Below are 14,583 nucleotides of genomic sequence, written 5' to 3' on the forward strand. Positions count from 1 at the left end.
CTTACACTGCACCAATTCAAACGAATGGCGGAGACCATGCGCATATTATTAGTGGAAGACCATCTGGAGCTGTCGCACTGGCTGGCAAAGGCCCTGCGCGACGCGCACCTGACGGTGGAGACCGCCCACAACGGCGCCGATGCCGACGCCCTGCTGCACACGCAGGAATACTCACTGGTGCTGCTCGACCTGACCTTGCCGAAAATGGATGGCCTGGACGTGTTGCGGCGCCTGCGCGCGCGCGGCGGCACGCGCGGCAAGACCCCCGTCATGATACTCACGGCGCGCGGCGGCCTGGATGAAAAAGTGCAGGGGCTGAACCTGGGCGCGGACGACTACATGGCCAAGCCGTTCGAGCTGGCCGAACTGGAAGCGCGCGTGAAGGCCCTGCTGCGCCGCAGCCAGGGCAACGAAGCGCTCGTGCACAGCTGCGGCGCGCTCAGTTTCGACACCGTCACGCGCATGTTCAGCTATGCCGGCGCCCCTTTTCCCCTGACCCCGCGCGAGCACGCCGTGCTCGAAGCGCTGATCACCCGCTCGGGGCGCGCCGTGTCGAAGGAAAAGCTGTTCGACGAAGTCTTCGCGCTGGCCGACGACGCCAACCTGGACGCCATCGAACTGTACATCCACCGCGTGCGCAAGAAGCTGGAGAACGGCGTGGAAGCCGGTTCGCCCGACGGCGCCGTCATCACCACCCTGCGCGGCATCGGCTACCTGCTGCAGCCGCGCAGCGCCATGGCGCCAGCCGCGTCGAAATGAGCGCCGCCCCCCGGCAGCCGCGCCCGCCCCTGCTCGCGCGCCTGCGCCGGCGCCGGGCGCAGGGCCGGCCGCTGGGCAGCCTGCGCAGCCAGTTGCTGCGCTGGCTGCTCATCCCGCTGGTGATGCTGGTGCTGCTCGACGCCGTCTTTGTGTACCGCAACGCGCTCGACGCGGCCGACATGGCGTATGACCGCTCGCTGCTGGCGTCGACGCGCGCGCTGGCCGAACGGGTCTCCATCGTCGGCGGCAAGGTGGTGGCCGAAGTGCCTTACGTGGCCCTCGACAGCTTCGAGACCGACACGCTGGGGCGCATCTATTACAAGGTGACGGGCATCAACGGCGAACTGGTCTCGGGCTATGGCGACCTGCCGCCCGTGCCGAAGAACGTGCCCCGCTCGCAGAATTATCCGGCCCTGGTGCGCTTCTACCACGCGGATTACCACGGCAAGCCGATCCGCATCGCCGCCCTGCTGCAGCCCGTGTATGACGATTCGATGCGCGGCATCGCCCTGATCCAGGTAGCCGAGACGCTGGACGCGCGGCGCGGCCTGTCGAACCAGATCCTGTTCGACACGCTGAGCTGGCAGGCGGCGATGATACTGGTGATGGGCGCCCTCGTGTGGTTTGCCGTGCGCCTGGTGCTGCAGCCGCTGATGCGATTGAAAACGGAAGTCGAGACGCGCACCCTGTCCGACCTGTCCGATGTCGATCCTACCCTGGTGCACCGGGAAATGCGCCCGCTGGTGAGCGCCATGAACGGTTCCATGTCGCGCCTGCAGCAGCTGATCGCCAGCCAGCGGCGCTTCATCGCCGACGCCTCGCACCAGCTGCGCACGCCGCTGACGGTGCTGAAAACCCAGGCCGAACTGGCCCTGCGCGAATGCGACCGCCAGGGCGCCGCGCCACAGGACATGGCGGCCCTGCGCAACATCGTGTGCTCGATCGCCGCCACCACCGATTCCACCGTGCTGCTGGCCAACCGCCTGCTGACCCTGGCGCGCATCGAGCATGGCGGCGAGAACCTGGCGATGGACACCGTGCCGCTGCGCGACGTGGCGCAGCAGGTGGGACTGGAAATGGCCATGGCCGCCGTCGGCAAGCATATCGACCTGTCGCTGGAAGCGCCCGATGAAGCGCCTGTGCATGGCCAGGCGCTGCTGCTGCACGAACTGGTGGCCAACCTGGTCGACAATGCCCTGCGCTACACGCCACCGGGCGGCAGCGTGGTCCTGCGCGTGCGCGTGCCGCGTCAGGACGGCGGCGACAGCGACACGGTGCTGGAAGTGGAAGACAGCGGCCCCGGCATCCCGCCAGCCGAGCGCGAACGCGTGTTTACGCCGTTTTACCGCGTCGGCGCGGCACTCGAAAGCAATCCTGGCGGCGCCGGCCTGGGCCTGGCCATCGTGCGCGACATCGCCGCCCTGCATGGCGCGCGCCTGGAACTGGCGACGGCGGCGAATGGACACGGCCTGAAAGTCAGCGTGCATTTTGGCGGCGTCGCATAAACAGCGGACACAGATATGCATTGAATATCGACTGTTACCAAAAAACAACACATAATCTATTTCTAATATTTTTTAAATAATTGCCTTACATAAACATATTCATCCCTATACAATTCGGCTCCCATTAAGCGGCGAGACAGTCTCTCCGCATTAATTATCTAGGATTAATATGAAAAAGCAATTGTTTGCAGTAGTCGTTGGCGCCGCCCTGGCATTCCCTTTGTTCGCACAAGCGGAAAACATTTATGTCGGCGCGAATGTCGGCCGTTCGGAATTGAAATTGTCGGGTGATGACGTTTCGGGCAAAGAAAACAAAACCGGCTTTAAAGCGTACGCTGGTTACGACTTCACGCCTAACTTCGGCGCAGAAGCCGGCTACGTCAATTTCGGCAAGCTGAAAGAAAGCGAAGGCAAGGAATCGCTGAGCATGGAAACGAGCGCTTTCTACGTCGCCGCCACGGGCACGTTGCCACTGAACGAACAGTTCTCGCTGTTCGCAAAAGCTGGTGTAACGCAAAACCACACCAAAGTTAAATTGAACCTGATCGGTTTCAACGCCAGCGGTTCGAAAAACAAAACCGCCGCCCTGTTTGGCATCGGCGCGGCTTATAACATCAATAAAAACCTGTCGGCCGTTGCTGAATATGAAAACTTCGGCAAAACGCTGAGCCAGGATGGCATGAAACTGAAAGCCGACCTGCTGTCGATCGGCCTGCGTTACAAGTTCTAATTCACGCTCGCGCGAATCAGAATCAAGCCGTTGTTAGCGGCTGATAAGAAAACCGGCTATCCAGCCGGTTTTTTTATGGGCGAATGGCGTGCAAGCGGCATGGATGCTAAGATCGCGCCCTGAGATTTTAATGAAAGCCTGCCGCCATGATGACCAAAGACGACGTAACCGAACTGTTTGCCAATATCGCCGAGAACGCGCCCTGGGACTTGACCCAGCCGCTGCTGTGGGGCTATTACTTCACCAACCCGACTTCCGCACCGCTGGAACAGGCGGCGGCCCTGCTGGCCGTCCAGGGCTACCGTCCGGTGGAGCTGTACCAGCCGGAGCTCGACGACCCGGCTGCCGCGCCCGTGTGGGTGCTGCACGTGGAAAAGGCCGAAGTGCACGGCGTCGACAGCCTGCATGCGCGCAATGGCGAACTGATGGCGTTTGCGCAGGAAAACCAGCTGGCCAGCTATGACGGCATGGATGTGGGCCCCGTGGGCGCACCCGACACGCCGCAACTGTAAGGCAGTCATTGGATGAAAAAACGGCGCCCGCGGGCGCCGTTTTGCATGGATCGCCGGCAACGGTCAGCTGAGGTTTTCCAGGCGGATCTTGGTAACGGTGCCCACCACGCTGTCCAGCGCTTCCATCTTCCCGATGGCGGCCGTGACGTTCTTTTCCTGCGTCTGGTGCGTCAGCATGATGATGTCCGTGTGCGTCTCGCCCTCGGCCGGCTCTTTCTGCAGCATGGCGTCGATCGAGATGCCGCGCTCGGCCAGGATGCGCGTCAGGTCGGCCAGCACGCCCGGCTGGTCGGCCACGTGCATGCGCAGGTAGTAGCTGGTGGTGATTTCCGACATCGGCAAAATCTCGATGTTGGTCATGGCGTTCGGCTGGAACGCCAGGTGCGGCACGCGGTGCTCCGGGTCGGCCGTCGCCAGGCGGGTGATGTCGACCAGGTCGGCGATCACCGACGAAGCGGTCGGCTCGGCGCCCGCGCCGCGGCCCGAATACAGGCTGGCGCCGACGGCGTCGCCATGCACCAGCACCGCGTTCATCGCGCCTTCGACGTTGGCGATCAGGCGCTTGGCCGGGATCAGGGTCGGATGCACGCGCAGCTCGATGCCTTCCACGCCATTGACGGTGGTGCGCTTGGTGATGCCCAGCAGCTTGATGCGGTAGCCCAGCTGCTCGGCGTAGCGGATGTCGACGGCATTGAGGTTGCTGATGCCTTCCACGTAGGCCTTGTCGAACTGCACCGGGATGCCGAAGGCGATGGCCGACATGATGGTGGCCTTGTGCGCGGCGTCGACGCCTTCGATGTCGAAGGTGGGGTCGGCTTCCGCGTAGCCCAGTTCCTGCGCCTGTTTCAGCACGGTGGCGAAATCGAGGCCCTTGTCGCGCATCTCGGAAAGGATGAAGTTGGTGGTGCCGTTGATGATGCCGGCGATCCACTCGATGCGGTTGGCCGTCAAGCCTTCGCGCAGCGCCTTGATGATGGGGATGCCGCCGGCGACGGCCGCCTCGAAGGCCACCATCACGCCCTTGTCCTGGGCGGCGGCGAAGATTTCATTGCCGTGCACGGCCAGCAGGGCCTTGTTGGCCGTGACCACGTGCTTGCCGTTGGCGATGGCTTGCATGACCAGGGTTTTCGACAGGTCGTAGCCGCCGATCAGTTCCACGACGATGTCGATCTCCGGATCGTTGACGATGAGGGCCGGGTCGTTGAGCACCTTGCAGGCGCCGGCGACGAGCGCTTCGGCGCGCGCCACGTCGCGCACGGCGACGGCGACGACTTCGATGCCGCGGCCCGCGCGGCGCTTGATTTCTTCCTGGTTGCGTTGCAGGACGCTGAACGTGCCGAAGCCGACGTTGCCCAGGCCCAGCAGGCCGATCTTGATGGATTTCATAGTTGTGCTTGACTGCTCATTAAGTGGCGCCGCCGGGTGCGGCGCCAGGTTGATCGAGATTGCTGCTGGCCGGCTCAGCCCCGGCTGTGGCGCTTGCGGTAACCTTCGAGGAAGCGCGCAATGCGGCCCATGGCCTCGGTCAGGTCATCGGAGTTGGGCAGGAAGACGACGCGGAAGTGGTCGGGCGCGATCCAGTTGAAGCCCGTGCCCTGCACGATCAGGACCTTCGCTTCGGCCAGTAATTCATAGGCAAACTGCTGGTCGTCGGCGATCGGGTAGATGGCCGGGTCCAGGCGCGGGAACATGTACAGCGCGGCCTTCGGCTTGACACAGGTGACGCCCGGGATATCGGTCAGCAGCTTGTGCGCCAGGTCGCGCTGTTTCAACAGGCGCCCGCCAGGCCCCACCAGGTCTTGTATGCTCTGGTAGCCGCCAAGCGCCGTCTGGATGGCAAACTGTCCCGGCGCGTTGGCGCATAGCCGCATCGAGGCCAGCATGTTGAGGCCCTCGATGTAATCCTTGGCGTGCCGCTTTTCACCCGAAACCACCATCCAGCCGGACCGGTAGCCGCAGGAGCGGTAATTCTTCGACAGGCCGTTCATGGTGATGAACAGCACGTCGTCGGCCAGCGAGGCGATCGACACGTGCTCGGCTTCGTCGTACAGCACCTTGTCGTAGATCTCGTCGGCGAAAATGATCAATTGATGCTGGCGCGCCAGTTCGACGATCTGCAGCAGCACTTCCACCGGATACAGCGCGCCGGTGGGATTGTTCGGATTGATGACGACGATGGCTTTCGTGTGCGGCGTGATCTTGCGGCGCATGTCGTCGATGTCGGGATACCACTCGTTCTGCTCGTCGCACACATAATGCACGGGATTGCCGCCGGACAGGCTGACGGCGGCCGTCCACAGCGGATAGTCGGGCGCCGGCACCAGCACTTCGTCGCCGCTGTTGAGCAGCGCATTCATCGACATGACGATCAGCTCCGAGGCGCCGTTGCCCAGGTAAATGTCATCGATGGTGACGCCGGCGATGTTCTTGCCCTGCGTGTAGTGCATGACGGCCTTGCGCGGCGCGAACATGCCCTTCGAATCCGTATAGCCGGCGGCATTTTGCAGGTTGAGCATCATGTCGCGCACGATCTCGTCCGGCGGGTCGAAGCCGAATACGGCCAGGTTGCCGATATTGAGCTTGGTGATCTTGTGGCCTTCTTCTTCCATTTGCCTGGATTTTTCCAGGACCGGGCCGCGGATGTCGTAGCAGACGTCCGCCAATTTATTCGATTTCTGAATCGGTCGCAAAATAAATCCCTGTCGTGATGCGGCGCGGCCGGACTACGCTTGCAGCTTGATTGCCGCGCCAGAACTGTGAACCCGTGAGACTGCAATGCGAAAACAACCATTCTCGCCGAAAGCAGGCCATTTTATCAAATTAAACATGGCAAATTGCAGCATTTCGCGCTGTTTATGCCACGCTTGGCGGCGCGCGCAGGCTTTTCCCGCCGCGCCCTCTTCATCTTCTCTTAATCTTTGCCTACTACTATGGCAAGCGCCGTCCGCCCGCGCCGCCTGCCGGAGTTGCCTGCAAGATTGCAAATTGGAAAGGATGTTGCTTTTCAGTCGCTCTTTTCTGTCATTTATGGCATGCTGACGCCCTTGGCCGCAGCGCATTTCCGGACGGCGCGCGCACCGATCAACCGACACGACCAGCCCTCACATCGCCATGAAACTCCATGCCAGCAGCACCCAACAATACCAAACCGTCACAGGCTACGATGAAAATGGCGTGGAGATCAATGCCCAGCCCTACCACTATAGCCTGATCGTCATGCCGGAAGCGCCGCCGCGCGCGTGGGAAGTGGCCAGTTTCGAGCAGCTGAGCGAGGCGCATTTCGCGCAGATCCTGGAAGATGCGCCCGACGTCGTCATCCTCGGCACGGGCGAACGCCAGCGCTTCGTGCATCCGAAACTGACGGCCGCGCTGACCATGCGCCGCATCGGCGTCGAATGCATGGATAGCCAGGCCGCCTGCCGCACCTACAATATCCTCATGGGCGAAGGCCGCAAAGTCACCCTGGCCCTGATCCTGGCGCCTGGCGCGGGCAGCGCCGCATGAAAATCAATGTGAACGAGCTGCACGCCTCGCGCGTGCTGATGTGGTCCCTGCTGGGGATCTTCATCGTCGTGACCCTGTACGCGCTGGGCATCCGCACGCTGGTGCCGCCCGACGAGGGGCGCTACGCCGAGATGGCGCGCGAGATGTTCGTCACGGGCGACTGGATCACCACGCGCCTGAACGGCATCAAGTACTTTGAAAAACCGCCGCTGCAAACCTGGATGAACGCGCTGACCTTCGCCGCCTTCGGCCTGGGCGAATGGCAGGCGCGGCTGTGGACGGGGCTGTGCGGCATCATCGGCGTGTGCATGACGGCGTATGCCGGCAAGCGCGTCTTCGGTCCGCGCGTGGGCCTGTATGCGGGCCTGGTGCTGGCGTCGAGCCTGTTCTGGCTCGCTTCGGGCCAGATCAATTCGCTGGACATGGGCCTGTCGGGCATGATGACGATTACCCTGGCCAGCCTGCTGGTGGCCCAGCGCGACGAGGCGACCGCAGCCGAGCGGCGCAACTGGATGCTGGCGTGCTGGGCTGGCATGGCGCTGGCCGTGCTGGCCAAGGGCCTGATCGGCATCGTGCTGCCGGGCGCCGTGCTGGTGCTGTACTCGCTGCTGGCGCGCGACTGGCGCATCTGGACGCGCCTGCACCTGGTCAAGGGCTTGCTGGTGTTCTTCGCCATCGCCACGCCATGGTTCGTGCTGGTGGCCCTGCGCAATCCCGAACAGCCGTATTTCTTCTTCGTCCACGAGCATTTCCAGCGCTTCCTGATGAAGGGCCACAAGCGCGAAGGCGCCTGGTACTACTTCCTGGTGCTGCTGATCCCCGGCATCCTGCCATGGATAGGCGTGCTGCCGCAAAGCATCGCCGCCGCCTTCAAGCGCCAGGACGGCGCTTTCCAGCCCCGCTTGATGCTGCTGATCTGGGCCGTGTTCATCTTCTTTTTCTTCAGCTATTCGACCTCGAAGCTGCCCGGCTACATCGTGCCCATCTTCCCGGCCCTGGCGCTGCTGATCGCGCTGTTCCTGGAATCGGCCTCGCGCCGCCAGCGCATGCTCGCGGCCAGTCTGCTGTGCCTGCTGGGCGCGGCCATCCTGATCGGCGGACCGATCGCCTTCAGCAAGGCCAGCGCGCGCGATCCGGCGGCCCTGATCGCCTTGAAAGGCTACCAGCCGTGGCTGATGGCGGCCGGTTTCTTCGCCCTGGCCGGCGGCGCGCTGGCCCTGCTGCATGCGCGCCAGCTGCGCCGCGACATGACCGTGCTGACCATCGCCGGCGCCGGCTTCCTGGCCACGCACTGCATCCTGGCAGGCTCCGAGCTGTATGGCCAGAACCGCGCGGGCACCGACATGCTGCCGCAGATCCAGGCCGAACTGGCAGCGGACACCAAGGTCTATTCGGTCGGCATCTATGAACAGTCGCTGACGTATTATTTGCAGCGGCCCGTGATCCTCGTCGATTACTGGGATGAGTTCACGTTCGGCCTGAAACAGCAGCCGGAACTGTCCTTGCCCAGCATCGAGCCTTTCATCACGCAATGGACCACCGATGCCAATGCCGGCGTACGGGACGTGGCCATCATCAGCCTGGACCGTTACAAGGAACTGCAGCAACGTGGCGTTCCCATGCGCGTGATCGCCCAGGATGCGCGCCGCATGGCCATCGCCAATAAATAAACAATGAACAGGGGCGCGCGGCACCAGCCATCGCGCCCCCGGCCAGCTTGCCCCGCCCCCGCATCAGCATGATTTTTCCCGCTGAACCAGCTGTGCCGCCAGATTAACGCTATAGAATAGCCATGCCTGCCTGCGCAAGTGGATCGCGCCGGCGGCCTGTGCGACGCCGAATCACATTTACTCGAGAACCGCGCCCATGACCTCTACCCTGCCCTTTTTGCCATTTTCCAAACCCACCATCGATGAAGCGACCATCGCCGCCGTGGGCGAGGTGCTGCGCTCCGGCTGGATCACCAGCGGACCGAAAGTGCAAGCCTTCGAAGCCCAGCTGTCCGAGTACTTCGGCGGGCGCCCCGTGCGCACCTTCAACTCGGGCACCTGCACCATGGAAATCGCGCTGCGCATCGCCGGCATCGGCCCCGGTGACGAAGTCATCACCACGCCCGTGTCATGGGTCGCGACGGCCAACGTCATCATCGAAGTGGGTGCCACTCCCGTGTTCGCCGATATCGATCCCGTCACCCGCAATATCGACCTCGACAAGCTGGAAGCGGCCATCACGCCCGCTACGCGCGCCATCATTCCCGTCTACCTGTCGGGCTTGCCCGTCGACATGGACCGCCTGTACGCGATCGCGGAAAAGTACAATTTAAGGGTCGTGGAAGACGCGGCGCAAGCCTTCGGTTCCGAATGGAAAGGCAAGCGCATCGGCGCGTTCGGCGACTTCGTCTCGTTCAGCTTCCAGGCCAACAAGAACATCACCACGGGCGAAGGCGGCGCGCTGGTGCTGAACAACCTGGAAGAAGCGAAGCTGGCCGAAAAATACCGGCTGCAGGGCGTCACGCGCAGCGGTGTCGATGGCATCGACGTCGACGTGCTCGGCGGCAAATACAACATGAGCGACATCATGGCCGCCATCGGCCTGGGCCAGTTCGCCCACATCAAGGCCATCACGGCACACCGCCGCGCCCTGGCGCGCCATTATTTCGAGCAGTTCGGCAGCGATTTCGAAGCGGCCAGCGGCGCCCAGCTGCCCGTGCAGGACTTTGAAAACAGCAACTGGCATTTGTTCCAGATCATCCTGCCCGACAATGGCCCCGGCACGCGCGCCGCGTTCATGCAGGCCATGGCGCAGCAAAACGTGGGCACGGGCTATCATTACGCACCGATCCACCTGTTTACCCTGTACCGCGAACGTGGCTTTACCGAAGGCATGTTCCCCGTCTCGGAAAAGATCGGCCGCCTGACCGTGACCTTGCCGATGTTCTACGCCATGACGACACAGGACGTGGAACGCGCCGTCGCCACCGTCAAATCCATCCTCATCAAGTGAGCAGCGTGCCGATGAAACCTGAACTGTCCATTATCATTCCAATCTATAACGAACAGGATGGCCTGGCCAGCCTGTTCGCGCGCCTGTATCCGGCCCTCGATGCCTTGCAGACGAGCTACGAAATCCTTTTCATCAACGATGGCAGCCGCGACAACTCGGTGGCCATCCTGGCAGAGCAGTTCCGCCAGCGCCCCGACGTCACGCGCGTGATTTTGTTCAACGGCAACTATGGACAGCACATGGCCATCCTGGCCGGCTTCGAAGCGTCGCGCGGGCAGATCATGATCACGCTGGACGCCGACCTGCAAAACCCGCCCGAGGAAATCGGCAACCTGGTGGCGAAGATGCGCGAAGGCTACGATTACGTGGGCTCGATCCGGCGCAAGCGGCAAGATTCCGCCTGGCGCACCCTGGCCTCGAAAATGATGAACCGCCTGCGCGAGCGCATCACCAACATCAAGATCACCGACCAGGGCAACATGCTGCGCGCCTATGGCCGCAATGTGATCGACCTGGTCAACCAGTGCGCCGAGGTCAACACCTTCGTGCCGGCACTGGCCTATACCTTCGCCCGCAAGCCCACGGAAATTACCGTCGAGCATGAGGAACGGGCGGCCGGCGAGTCGAAGTACTCGCTGTACAGCCTGATCCGCCTGAATTTCGACCTGGTCACGGGCTTTTCGCTGATCCCGCTGCAAATCTTCTCCATGCTGGGCATGCTGCTGTCGGCCAGTTCCGCCCTGCTGGTGGTGTATCTGCTGATCCGCCGCTTCCTGCTGGGCGCGGAAGCCGAAGGCGTGTTCACGCTGTTTGCCATCGCCTTCTTCTTCATGGGCGTGATCCTGTTCGGCATCGGTCTGGTGGGCGAGTACGTGGGCCGCATCTTCCAGCAGGTACGCGCCCGTCCCCGCTATGTGGTGCAGACCATCTTGCAGGACGGCATGGCCCAGGCGGAAGCGGAAGCCGAGCCGCACGTGCGCCTGGAAAAACGCCAGGTGGCCCGCTGATGGCCGCGCCACGCGCCGTCGTCTTCGGCTACCACAATGTGGGCGTGCGCTGCATCAAGGTGCTGCTGGCGGGCGGCGTCGATATCGCCCTGGTGGTCACGCACGAAGACAGCCCCACGGAAAACCTGTGGTTCGAATCCGTCGCCAGCCTGTGCCAGGAAGAAGGCATTCCATACATCACGCCGGGCGATGCCCGCGCGCCGGAACTGCTGGCGCAGGTGCAGGCGGCCAGGCCGGACATGCTGTTCAGTTTTTACTACCGTCACATGCTGCCGGCTAGCATCTTGGAAGTCGCGCCCGCCTACAATATGCACGGTTCGCTGCTGCCGCAGTTCCGCGGCCGCGCGCCCGTCAACTGGGCCGTGCTGCACGGCGCCACGCAGACAGGCGCCACCTTGCACGAAATGACGGTCAAGCCGGACGCGGGCGCCATCGTGGCGCAAACGGCCGTGCCCATCCTGCCCGACGACACGGCCTTCGAAGTCTTCGGCAAGGTTACCGTGGCGGCGGAACAGACCCTGTGGGGCGTGCTGCCGGGCTTGCTCGACGGCACGGCGCCACGCCAGCCGAACGATCTGCGCCAGGGCGGCTACTTTGGCGGCCGCAAGCCGGAAGACGGCCGCATCGACTGGTCCTTGCCCGCGCAACAGGTTTACAACCTGCACCGGGCAGTCGCGCCGCCGTATCCTGGTGCATTTACTGAAGTCAACAATGTCGTTTACATCATCGAAAAAGCCCGTTTAAGCAAACAGCCTGCGGGAAGTTTGCCACCGGGCTTGGCGGTAGTGGATAATTGCATCTTTGGCGTCTGCGGAGACGGCCGCATGTTGGCCATTTCCGCGCTGAGGGCTGCCGGGGAGCCGATTTCGGCCAAACAATTGCAAGCAAGTCTGACCACCCACGTCAGCACACACTGATATCACTCAAGAGAATCTCACATGAAAAAAGTCCTCATCTTAGGCGTCAACGGCTTCATCGGCCACCACCTGTCCAAGCGCATCCTGGAAACCACCGACTGGCATGTCTATGGCATGGACATGAACACGGACCGCATCACGGAATTGCTGGACGACGACAACTACAAGTCGCGCATGCACTTCTTCGAAGGCGACATCACGATCAACAAGGAATGGGTCGAGTACCACATCAAGAAATGCGATGTGATCCTGCCGCTGGTGGCCATCGCCACCCCATCGACCTACGTCAAGCAGCCGCTGCGCGTGTTCGAACTGGACTTCGAAGCCAACCTGCCGATCGTGCGTTCGGCCGCCAAGTACGGCAAGCACCTGGTCTTCCCGTCGACCTCGGAAGTGTATGGCATGTGCCACGACGAGGAATTCGACCCGGAAAACTCGGAACTGATCTGCGGCCCGATCAACAAGCCGCGCTGGATCTACTCGAACGCCAAGCAGCTGATGGACCGCGTGATCTGGGGCTACGGCATGGAAGGCCTGAACTTCACCCTGTTCCGTCCGTTCAACTGGATCGGCGCCGGCCTCGATTCGATCCACACGCCAAAAGAAGGCTCGTCGCGCGTGGTGACGCAATTCTTCGGCCATATCGTGCGCGGCGAAAACATCTCGCTGGTCGACGGCGGCGCGCAAAAACGCGCGTTCACCTACATCGACGACGGCATCGATGCGCTGATCCGCATCATCGCCAACAAGAACGGCATCGCCAGCGGCAAGATCTACAACATTGGCAATCCGGTTAACAATTACTCGATCCGCGACCTGGCCGCCATGATGCTGACCCTGGCCGCCGAGTACCCGGAATACGCCGAAGGCGCGAAACATGTGAAAATCGTGGAAACGACCTCGGGTGCCTACTATGGCGCCGGCTACCAGGACGTGCAGAACCGCGTGCCGAAAATCACGAATACCTGCGAAGAACTGGGCTGGGCGCCAAGCACCTCCATGGCCGATTCCCTGCGCAATATTTTCGACGCCTACCGCAGCCAGGTAGCCCAAGCCAAAGCCTTGATGGATTAATGTTGAGCAAGCCGTTCCTGACCCTGAAGATCGACGTCGATACCTATCGCGGCACCCGTGTAGGCATGGGCAATCTGGTGCGCATGCTGCTGGCGCACCAGGCAAACGCCACTTTTCTGTTCTCGCTGGGCCCCGACCATACGGGCTGGGCCTTGCGGCGCGCCTTGCGGCCCGGCTTTTTCAGCAAGGTGTCGCGCACTTCGGTGGTCGAACACTATGGCTTGAAAACATTGATGTACGGCACTTTGCTGCCGGGACCCGATATCGGCAAGCAATGCGCGGCGCAATTGCGCGCCGTGCGCGATGCCGGGTTCGAGTGCGGCATCCACACCTGGGATCACACCCTGTGGCAAGACAACGTGGCCAAGCGCAACGCCGCCTGGACCATCACCATGATGCGCAAGGCCGCCAACCGCTATGAGCAGGTGTTCGGCGCCAAGCCGCACACGCACGGCGCGGCGGGCTGGCAAATGAATGTCAGCGCCTTTGTCGAGCACGACACGGCGGGCTACCGCTACGCTTCCGACGGCCGCGCCATGCTCGACGCGCGCGGCGCCATGACGCACGCGGCGCAGGGGCCGCACCGCGTGCGCAATGGCAACACCATCCTGCGCTGCGTGCAATTGCCGACCACCCTGCCCACGCTGGATGAGCTGCTGGGCTGTGAAATCGACGGCAAGCTGATCACGACGAGCAATGTCGCCGCGCATATCCTGTCGCTGACGGCGGACAATCCCCGCGATCACGTGTATACCTTGCACGCGGAACTTGAAGGACAGAAACTCGCCCCCATTTTCGAGCAACTGCTGGCTGGCTGGAAAGCCCAGGGCTATCAGTTCGCGTCGATGGGCGATTATTATGAAAAGATAAAAAACACGGACCTGCCCGTTTGTCCCATTACCTGGGATGAATTGCCAGGGCGTTCGGGACGCCTGATTGTGCAGGGCAAAGCGGCCTGAATGCTGTATTGTTGCACCTGGATGCGTTGCCAGGTTAAAAAACAGCGCTGATGATCACCGTTCAGGAGAGAACCTGTGGCTGATAGCCAATCCCTCGTTAGCATTCCCGACTTTACCGCTGCCATGACCAGCGGCAAGACTTTCCAGTTGCTGGGCCGTCCGGCCAAGGCGACGGTCTTGTTTTTCTATCCCAAGGACAATACTCCAGGCTGCACCACTGAAAACATCGCTTTCCGCGATGCTTATCCGCAATTCGTCGCTGCCGGCGTGGAAATCTACGGCATCAGCCGCGATTCCCTGCGCTCGCACGAAAGCTTCAAGGCCAAGCTGGAACTGCCGTTCGAGCTCATTTCCGACCCGGACGAAGCCGTTTGCCAGCTGTTTAACGTCATGAAGATGAAACAGATGTACGGCAAGACGGTCCGTGGCGTCGAGCGCAGCACGTTTGTGATTGACGCCCAGGGCCGATTGGTGAAAGAATGGAGAGGCGTGAAGGTCGCAACTCACGTGGAAGAAGTGCTGGAATTCGTAGCGCATCTGAAATGATCATCGTTCCTGATCACATGCGCGTTGCCGGCTTCCAGCGAGCTTAGTTCAACCGCAGTTCAGTTCA

Annotated in this window: 14 protein-coding genes; 12 read left to right on the forward strand and 2 right to left on the reverse strand. The window is 62.1% G+C overall.

The genetic code is table 11. The features are described 5' to 3' along the window. Nucleotides 1–36 precede the first annotated feature (36 nt). From ACZ92H_RS01310 to ACZ92H_RS01325, 4 genes are all read left to right on the forward strand, one after another. Nucleotides 37–759, forward strand: a complete 723-nt coding sequence (locus ACZ92H_RS01310) for a response regulator (protein WP_131370839.1) — start codon at nt 37–39, stop codon at nt 757–759. Beyond that, nucleotides 756–2,264: a sensor histidine kinase N-terminal domain-containing protein gene (locus tag ACZ92H_RS01315; RefSeq protein WP_131370842.1), complete on the forward strand. Its 1,509-nt coding sequence runs from the start codon at nt 756–758 to the stop codon at nt 2,262–2,264. The genes ACZ92H_RS01310 and ACZ92H_RS01315 overlap by 4 nt, the downstream gene beginning before the upstream one ends. 169 nt (nt 2,265–2,433) lie before the next feature. Continuing rightward, nucleotides 2,434–2,994: an outer membrane beta-barrel protein gene (locus ACZ92H_RS01320; protein WP_131370845.1), complete on the forward strand. Its 561-nt coding sequence runs from the start codon at nt 2,434–2,436 to the stop codon at nt 2,992–2,994. A gap of 146 nt (nt 2,995–3,140) precedes the next feature. After that, nucleotides 3,141–3,506 (forward strand): ribonuclease E inhibitor RraB, encoded by a 366-nt coding sequence (locus ACZ92H_RS01325; protein ID WP_465048274.1) that lies wholly within the window; start codon nt 3,141–3,143, stop codon nt 3,504–3,506. Between the two features lie 63 nt (nt 3,507–3,569). Here ACZ92H_RS01325 and ACZ92H_RS01330 read toward each other — a convergent pair whose 3' ends face one another. Further along, nucleotides 3,570–4,892 carry a homoserine dehydrogenase gene (locus ACZ92H_RS01330; RefSeq protein ID WP_131370851.1) on the reverse strand — a complete coding sequence of 441 codons (1,323 nt, stop codon included), beginning with the start codon at nt 4,890–4,892 and terminating at the stop codon, nt 3,570–3,572. A 74-nt stretch (nt 4,893–4,966) separates the two neighbouring features. Beyond that, nucleotides 4,967–6,196: a pyridoxal phosphate-dependent aminotransferase gene (locus ACZ92H_RS01335; RefSeq protein ID WP_131370854.1), complete on the reverse strand. Its 1,230-nt coding sequence runs from the start codon at nt 6,194–6,196 to the stop codon at nt 4,967–4,969. Between the two features lie 421 nt (nt 6,197–6,617). Here ACZ92H_RS01335 and ACZ92H_RS01340 point away from each other — a divergent pair, with 421 nt between their 5' ends. The 8 genes from ACZ92H_RS01340 to ACZ92H_RS01375 all read left to right on the forward strand — a co-directional run bounded on the left by ACZ92H_RS01340 (nt 6,618) and on the right by ACZ92H_RS01375 (nt 14,516). After that, nucleotides 6,618–7,010, forward strand: coding sequence for an Mth938-like domain-containing protein (locus tag ACZ92H_RS01340; RefSeq protein ID WP_131370857.1), 393 nt, complete (start codon nt 6,618–6,620; stop codon nt 7,008–7,010). Next, the gene (locus tag ACZ92H_RS01345) at nt 7,007–8,680 is read left to right on the forward strand and encodes a glycosyltransferase family 39 protein (RefSeq protein WP_465048273.1); all 1,674 of its coding nucleotides are present in this window, start codon (nt 7,007–7,009) and stop codon (nt 8,678–8,680) included. Before ACZ92H_RS01340 ends, ACZ92H_RS01345 begins: the two co-directional genes overlap by 4 nt. A gap of 196 nt (nt 8,681–8,876) precedes the next feature. After that, nucleotides 8,877–10,013 (forward strand): DegT/DnrJ/EryC1/StrS family aminotransferase, encoded by a 1,137-nt coding sequence (locus ACZ92H_RS01350; RefSeq protein ID WP_465048272.1) that lies wholly within the window; start codon nt 8,877–8,879, stop codon nt 10,011–10,013. Between the two features lie 11 nt (nt 10,014–10,024). Next, a complete protein-coding gene (locus ACZ92H_RS01355; protein ID WP_131370863.1) occupies nt 10,025–11,020 on the forward strand; it encodes a glycosyltransferase in 996 nt (331 codons plus the stop codon). Continuing rightward, complete coding sequence (locus tag ACZ92H_RS01360) at nt 11,020–11,937, forward strand: formyltransferase (protein ID WP_131370866.1); 918 nt, start codon at nt 11,020–11,022, stop codon at nt 11,935–11,937. The genes ACZ92H_RS01355 and ACZ92H_RS01360 overlap by 1 nt, the downstream gene beginning before the upstream one ends. Nucleotides 11,938–11,958: 21 nt before the next feature. After that, nucleotides 11,959–13,011 carry a bifunctional UDP-4-keto-pentose/UDP-xylose synthase gene (locus ACZ92H_RS01365; RefSeq protein WP_465048270.1) on the forward strand — a complete coding sequence of 351 codons (1,053 nt, stop codon included), beginning with the start codon at nt 11,959–11,961 and terminating at the stop codon, nt 13,009–13,011. Continuing rightward, nucleotides 13,011–13,970: a polysaccharide deacetylase family protein gene (locus ACZ92H_RS01370; RefSeq protein WP_465048269.1), complete on the forward strand. Its 960-nt coding sequence runs from the start codon at nt 13,011–13,013 to the stop codon at nt 13,968–13,970. The genes ACZ92H_RS01365 and ACZ92H_RS01370 overlap by 1 nt, the downstream gene beginning before the upstream one ends. Nucleotides 13,971–14,045: 75 nt before the next feature. Continuing rightward, the gene (locus ACZ92H_RS01375) at nt 14,046–14,516 is read left to right on the forward strand and encodes a peroxiredoxin (RefSeq protein ID WP_131370872.1); all 471 of its coding nucleotides are present in this window, start codon (nt 14,046–14,048) and stop codon (nt 14,514–14,516) included. Nucleotides 14,517–14,583: the final 67 nt, after the last annotated feature.

This window comes from Janthinobacterium foliorum, from assembly GCF_978021625.1.

Coding starts and splice junctions, on each gene's coding strand:
- ACZ92H_RS01360 (WP_131370866.1), top strand. CDS start 11,020: ATGGCCGCGCCACGCGCCGTCGTCTTCGGCTACCACAATGTGGGCGTG.
- ACZ92H_RS01365 (WP_465048270.1), top strand. CDS start 11,959: ATGAAAAAAGTCCTCATCTTAGGCGTCAACGGCTTCATCGGCCACCAC.
- ACZ92H_RS01320 (WP_131370845.1), top strand. CDS start 2,434: ATGAAAAAGCAATTGTTTGCAGTAGTCGTTGGCGCCGCCCTGGCATTC.
- ACZ92H_RS01315 (WP_131370842.1), top strand. CDS start 756: ATGAGCGCCGCCCCCCGGCAGCCGCGCCCGCCCCTGCTCGCGCGCCTG.
- ACZ92H_RS01355 (WP_131370863.1), top strand. CDS start 10,025: ATGAAACCTGAACTGTCCATTATCATTCCAATCTATAACGAACAGGAT.
- ACZ92H_RS01310 (WP_131370839.1), top strand. CDS start 37: ATGCGCATATTATTAGTGGAAGACCATCTGGAGCTGTCGCACTGGCTG.
- ACZ92H_RS01345 (WP_465048273.1), top strand. CDS start 7,007: ATGAAAATCAATGTGAACGAGCTGCACGCCTCGCGCGTGCTGATGTGG.
- ACZ92H_RS01370 (WP_465048269.1), top strand. CDS start 13,011: ATGTTGAGCAAGCCGTTCCTGACCCTGAAGATCGACGTCGATACCTAT.
- ACZ92H_RS01325 (WP_465048274.1), top strand. CDS start 3,141: ATGATGACCAAAGACGACGTAACCGAACTGTTTGCCAATATCGCCGAG.
- ACZ92H_RS01350 (WP_465048272.1), top strand. CDS start 8,877: ATGACCTCTACCCTGCCCTTTTTGCCATTTTCCAAACCCACCATCGAT.
- ACZ92H_RS01330 (WP_131370851.1), bottom strand. CDS start 4,892: ATGAAATCCATCAAGATCGGCCTGCTGGGCCTGGGCAACGTCGGCTTC.
- ACZ92H_RS01340 (WP_131370857.1), top strand. CDS start 6,618: ATGAAACTCCATGCCAGCAGCACCCAACAATACCAAACCGTCACAGGC.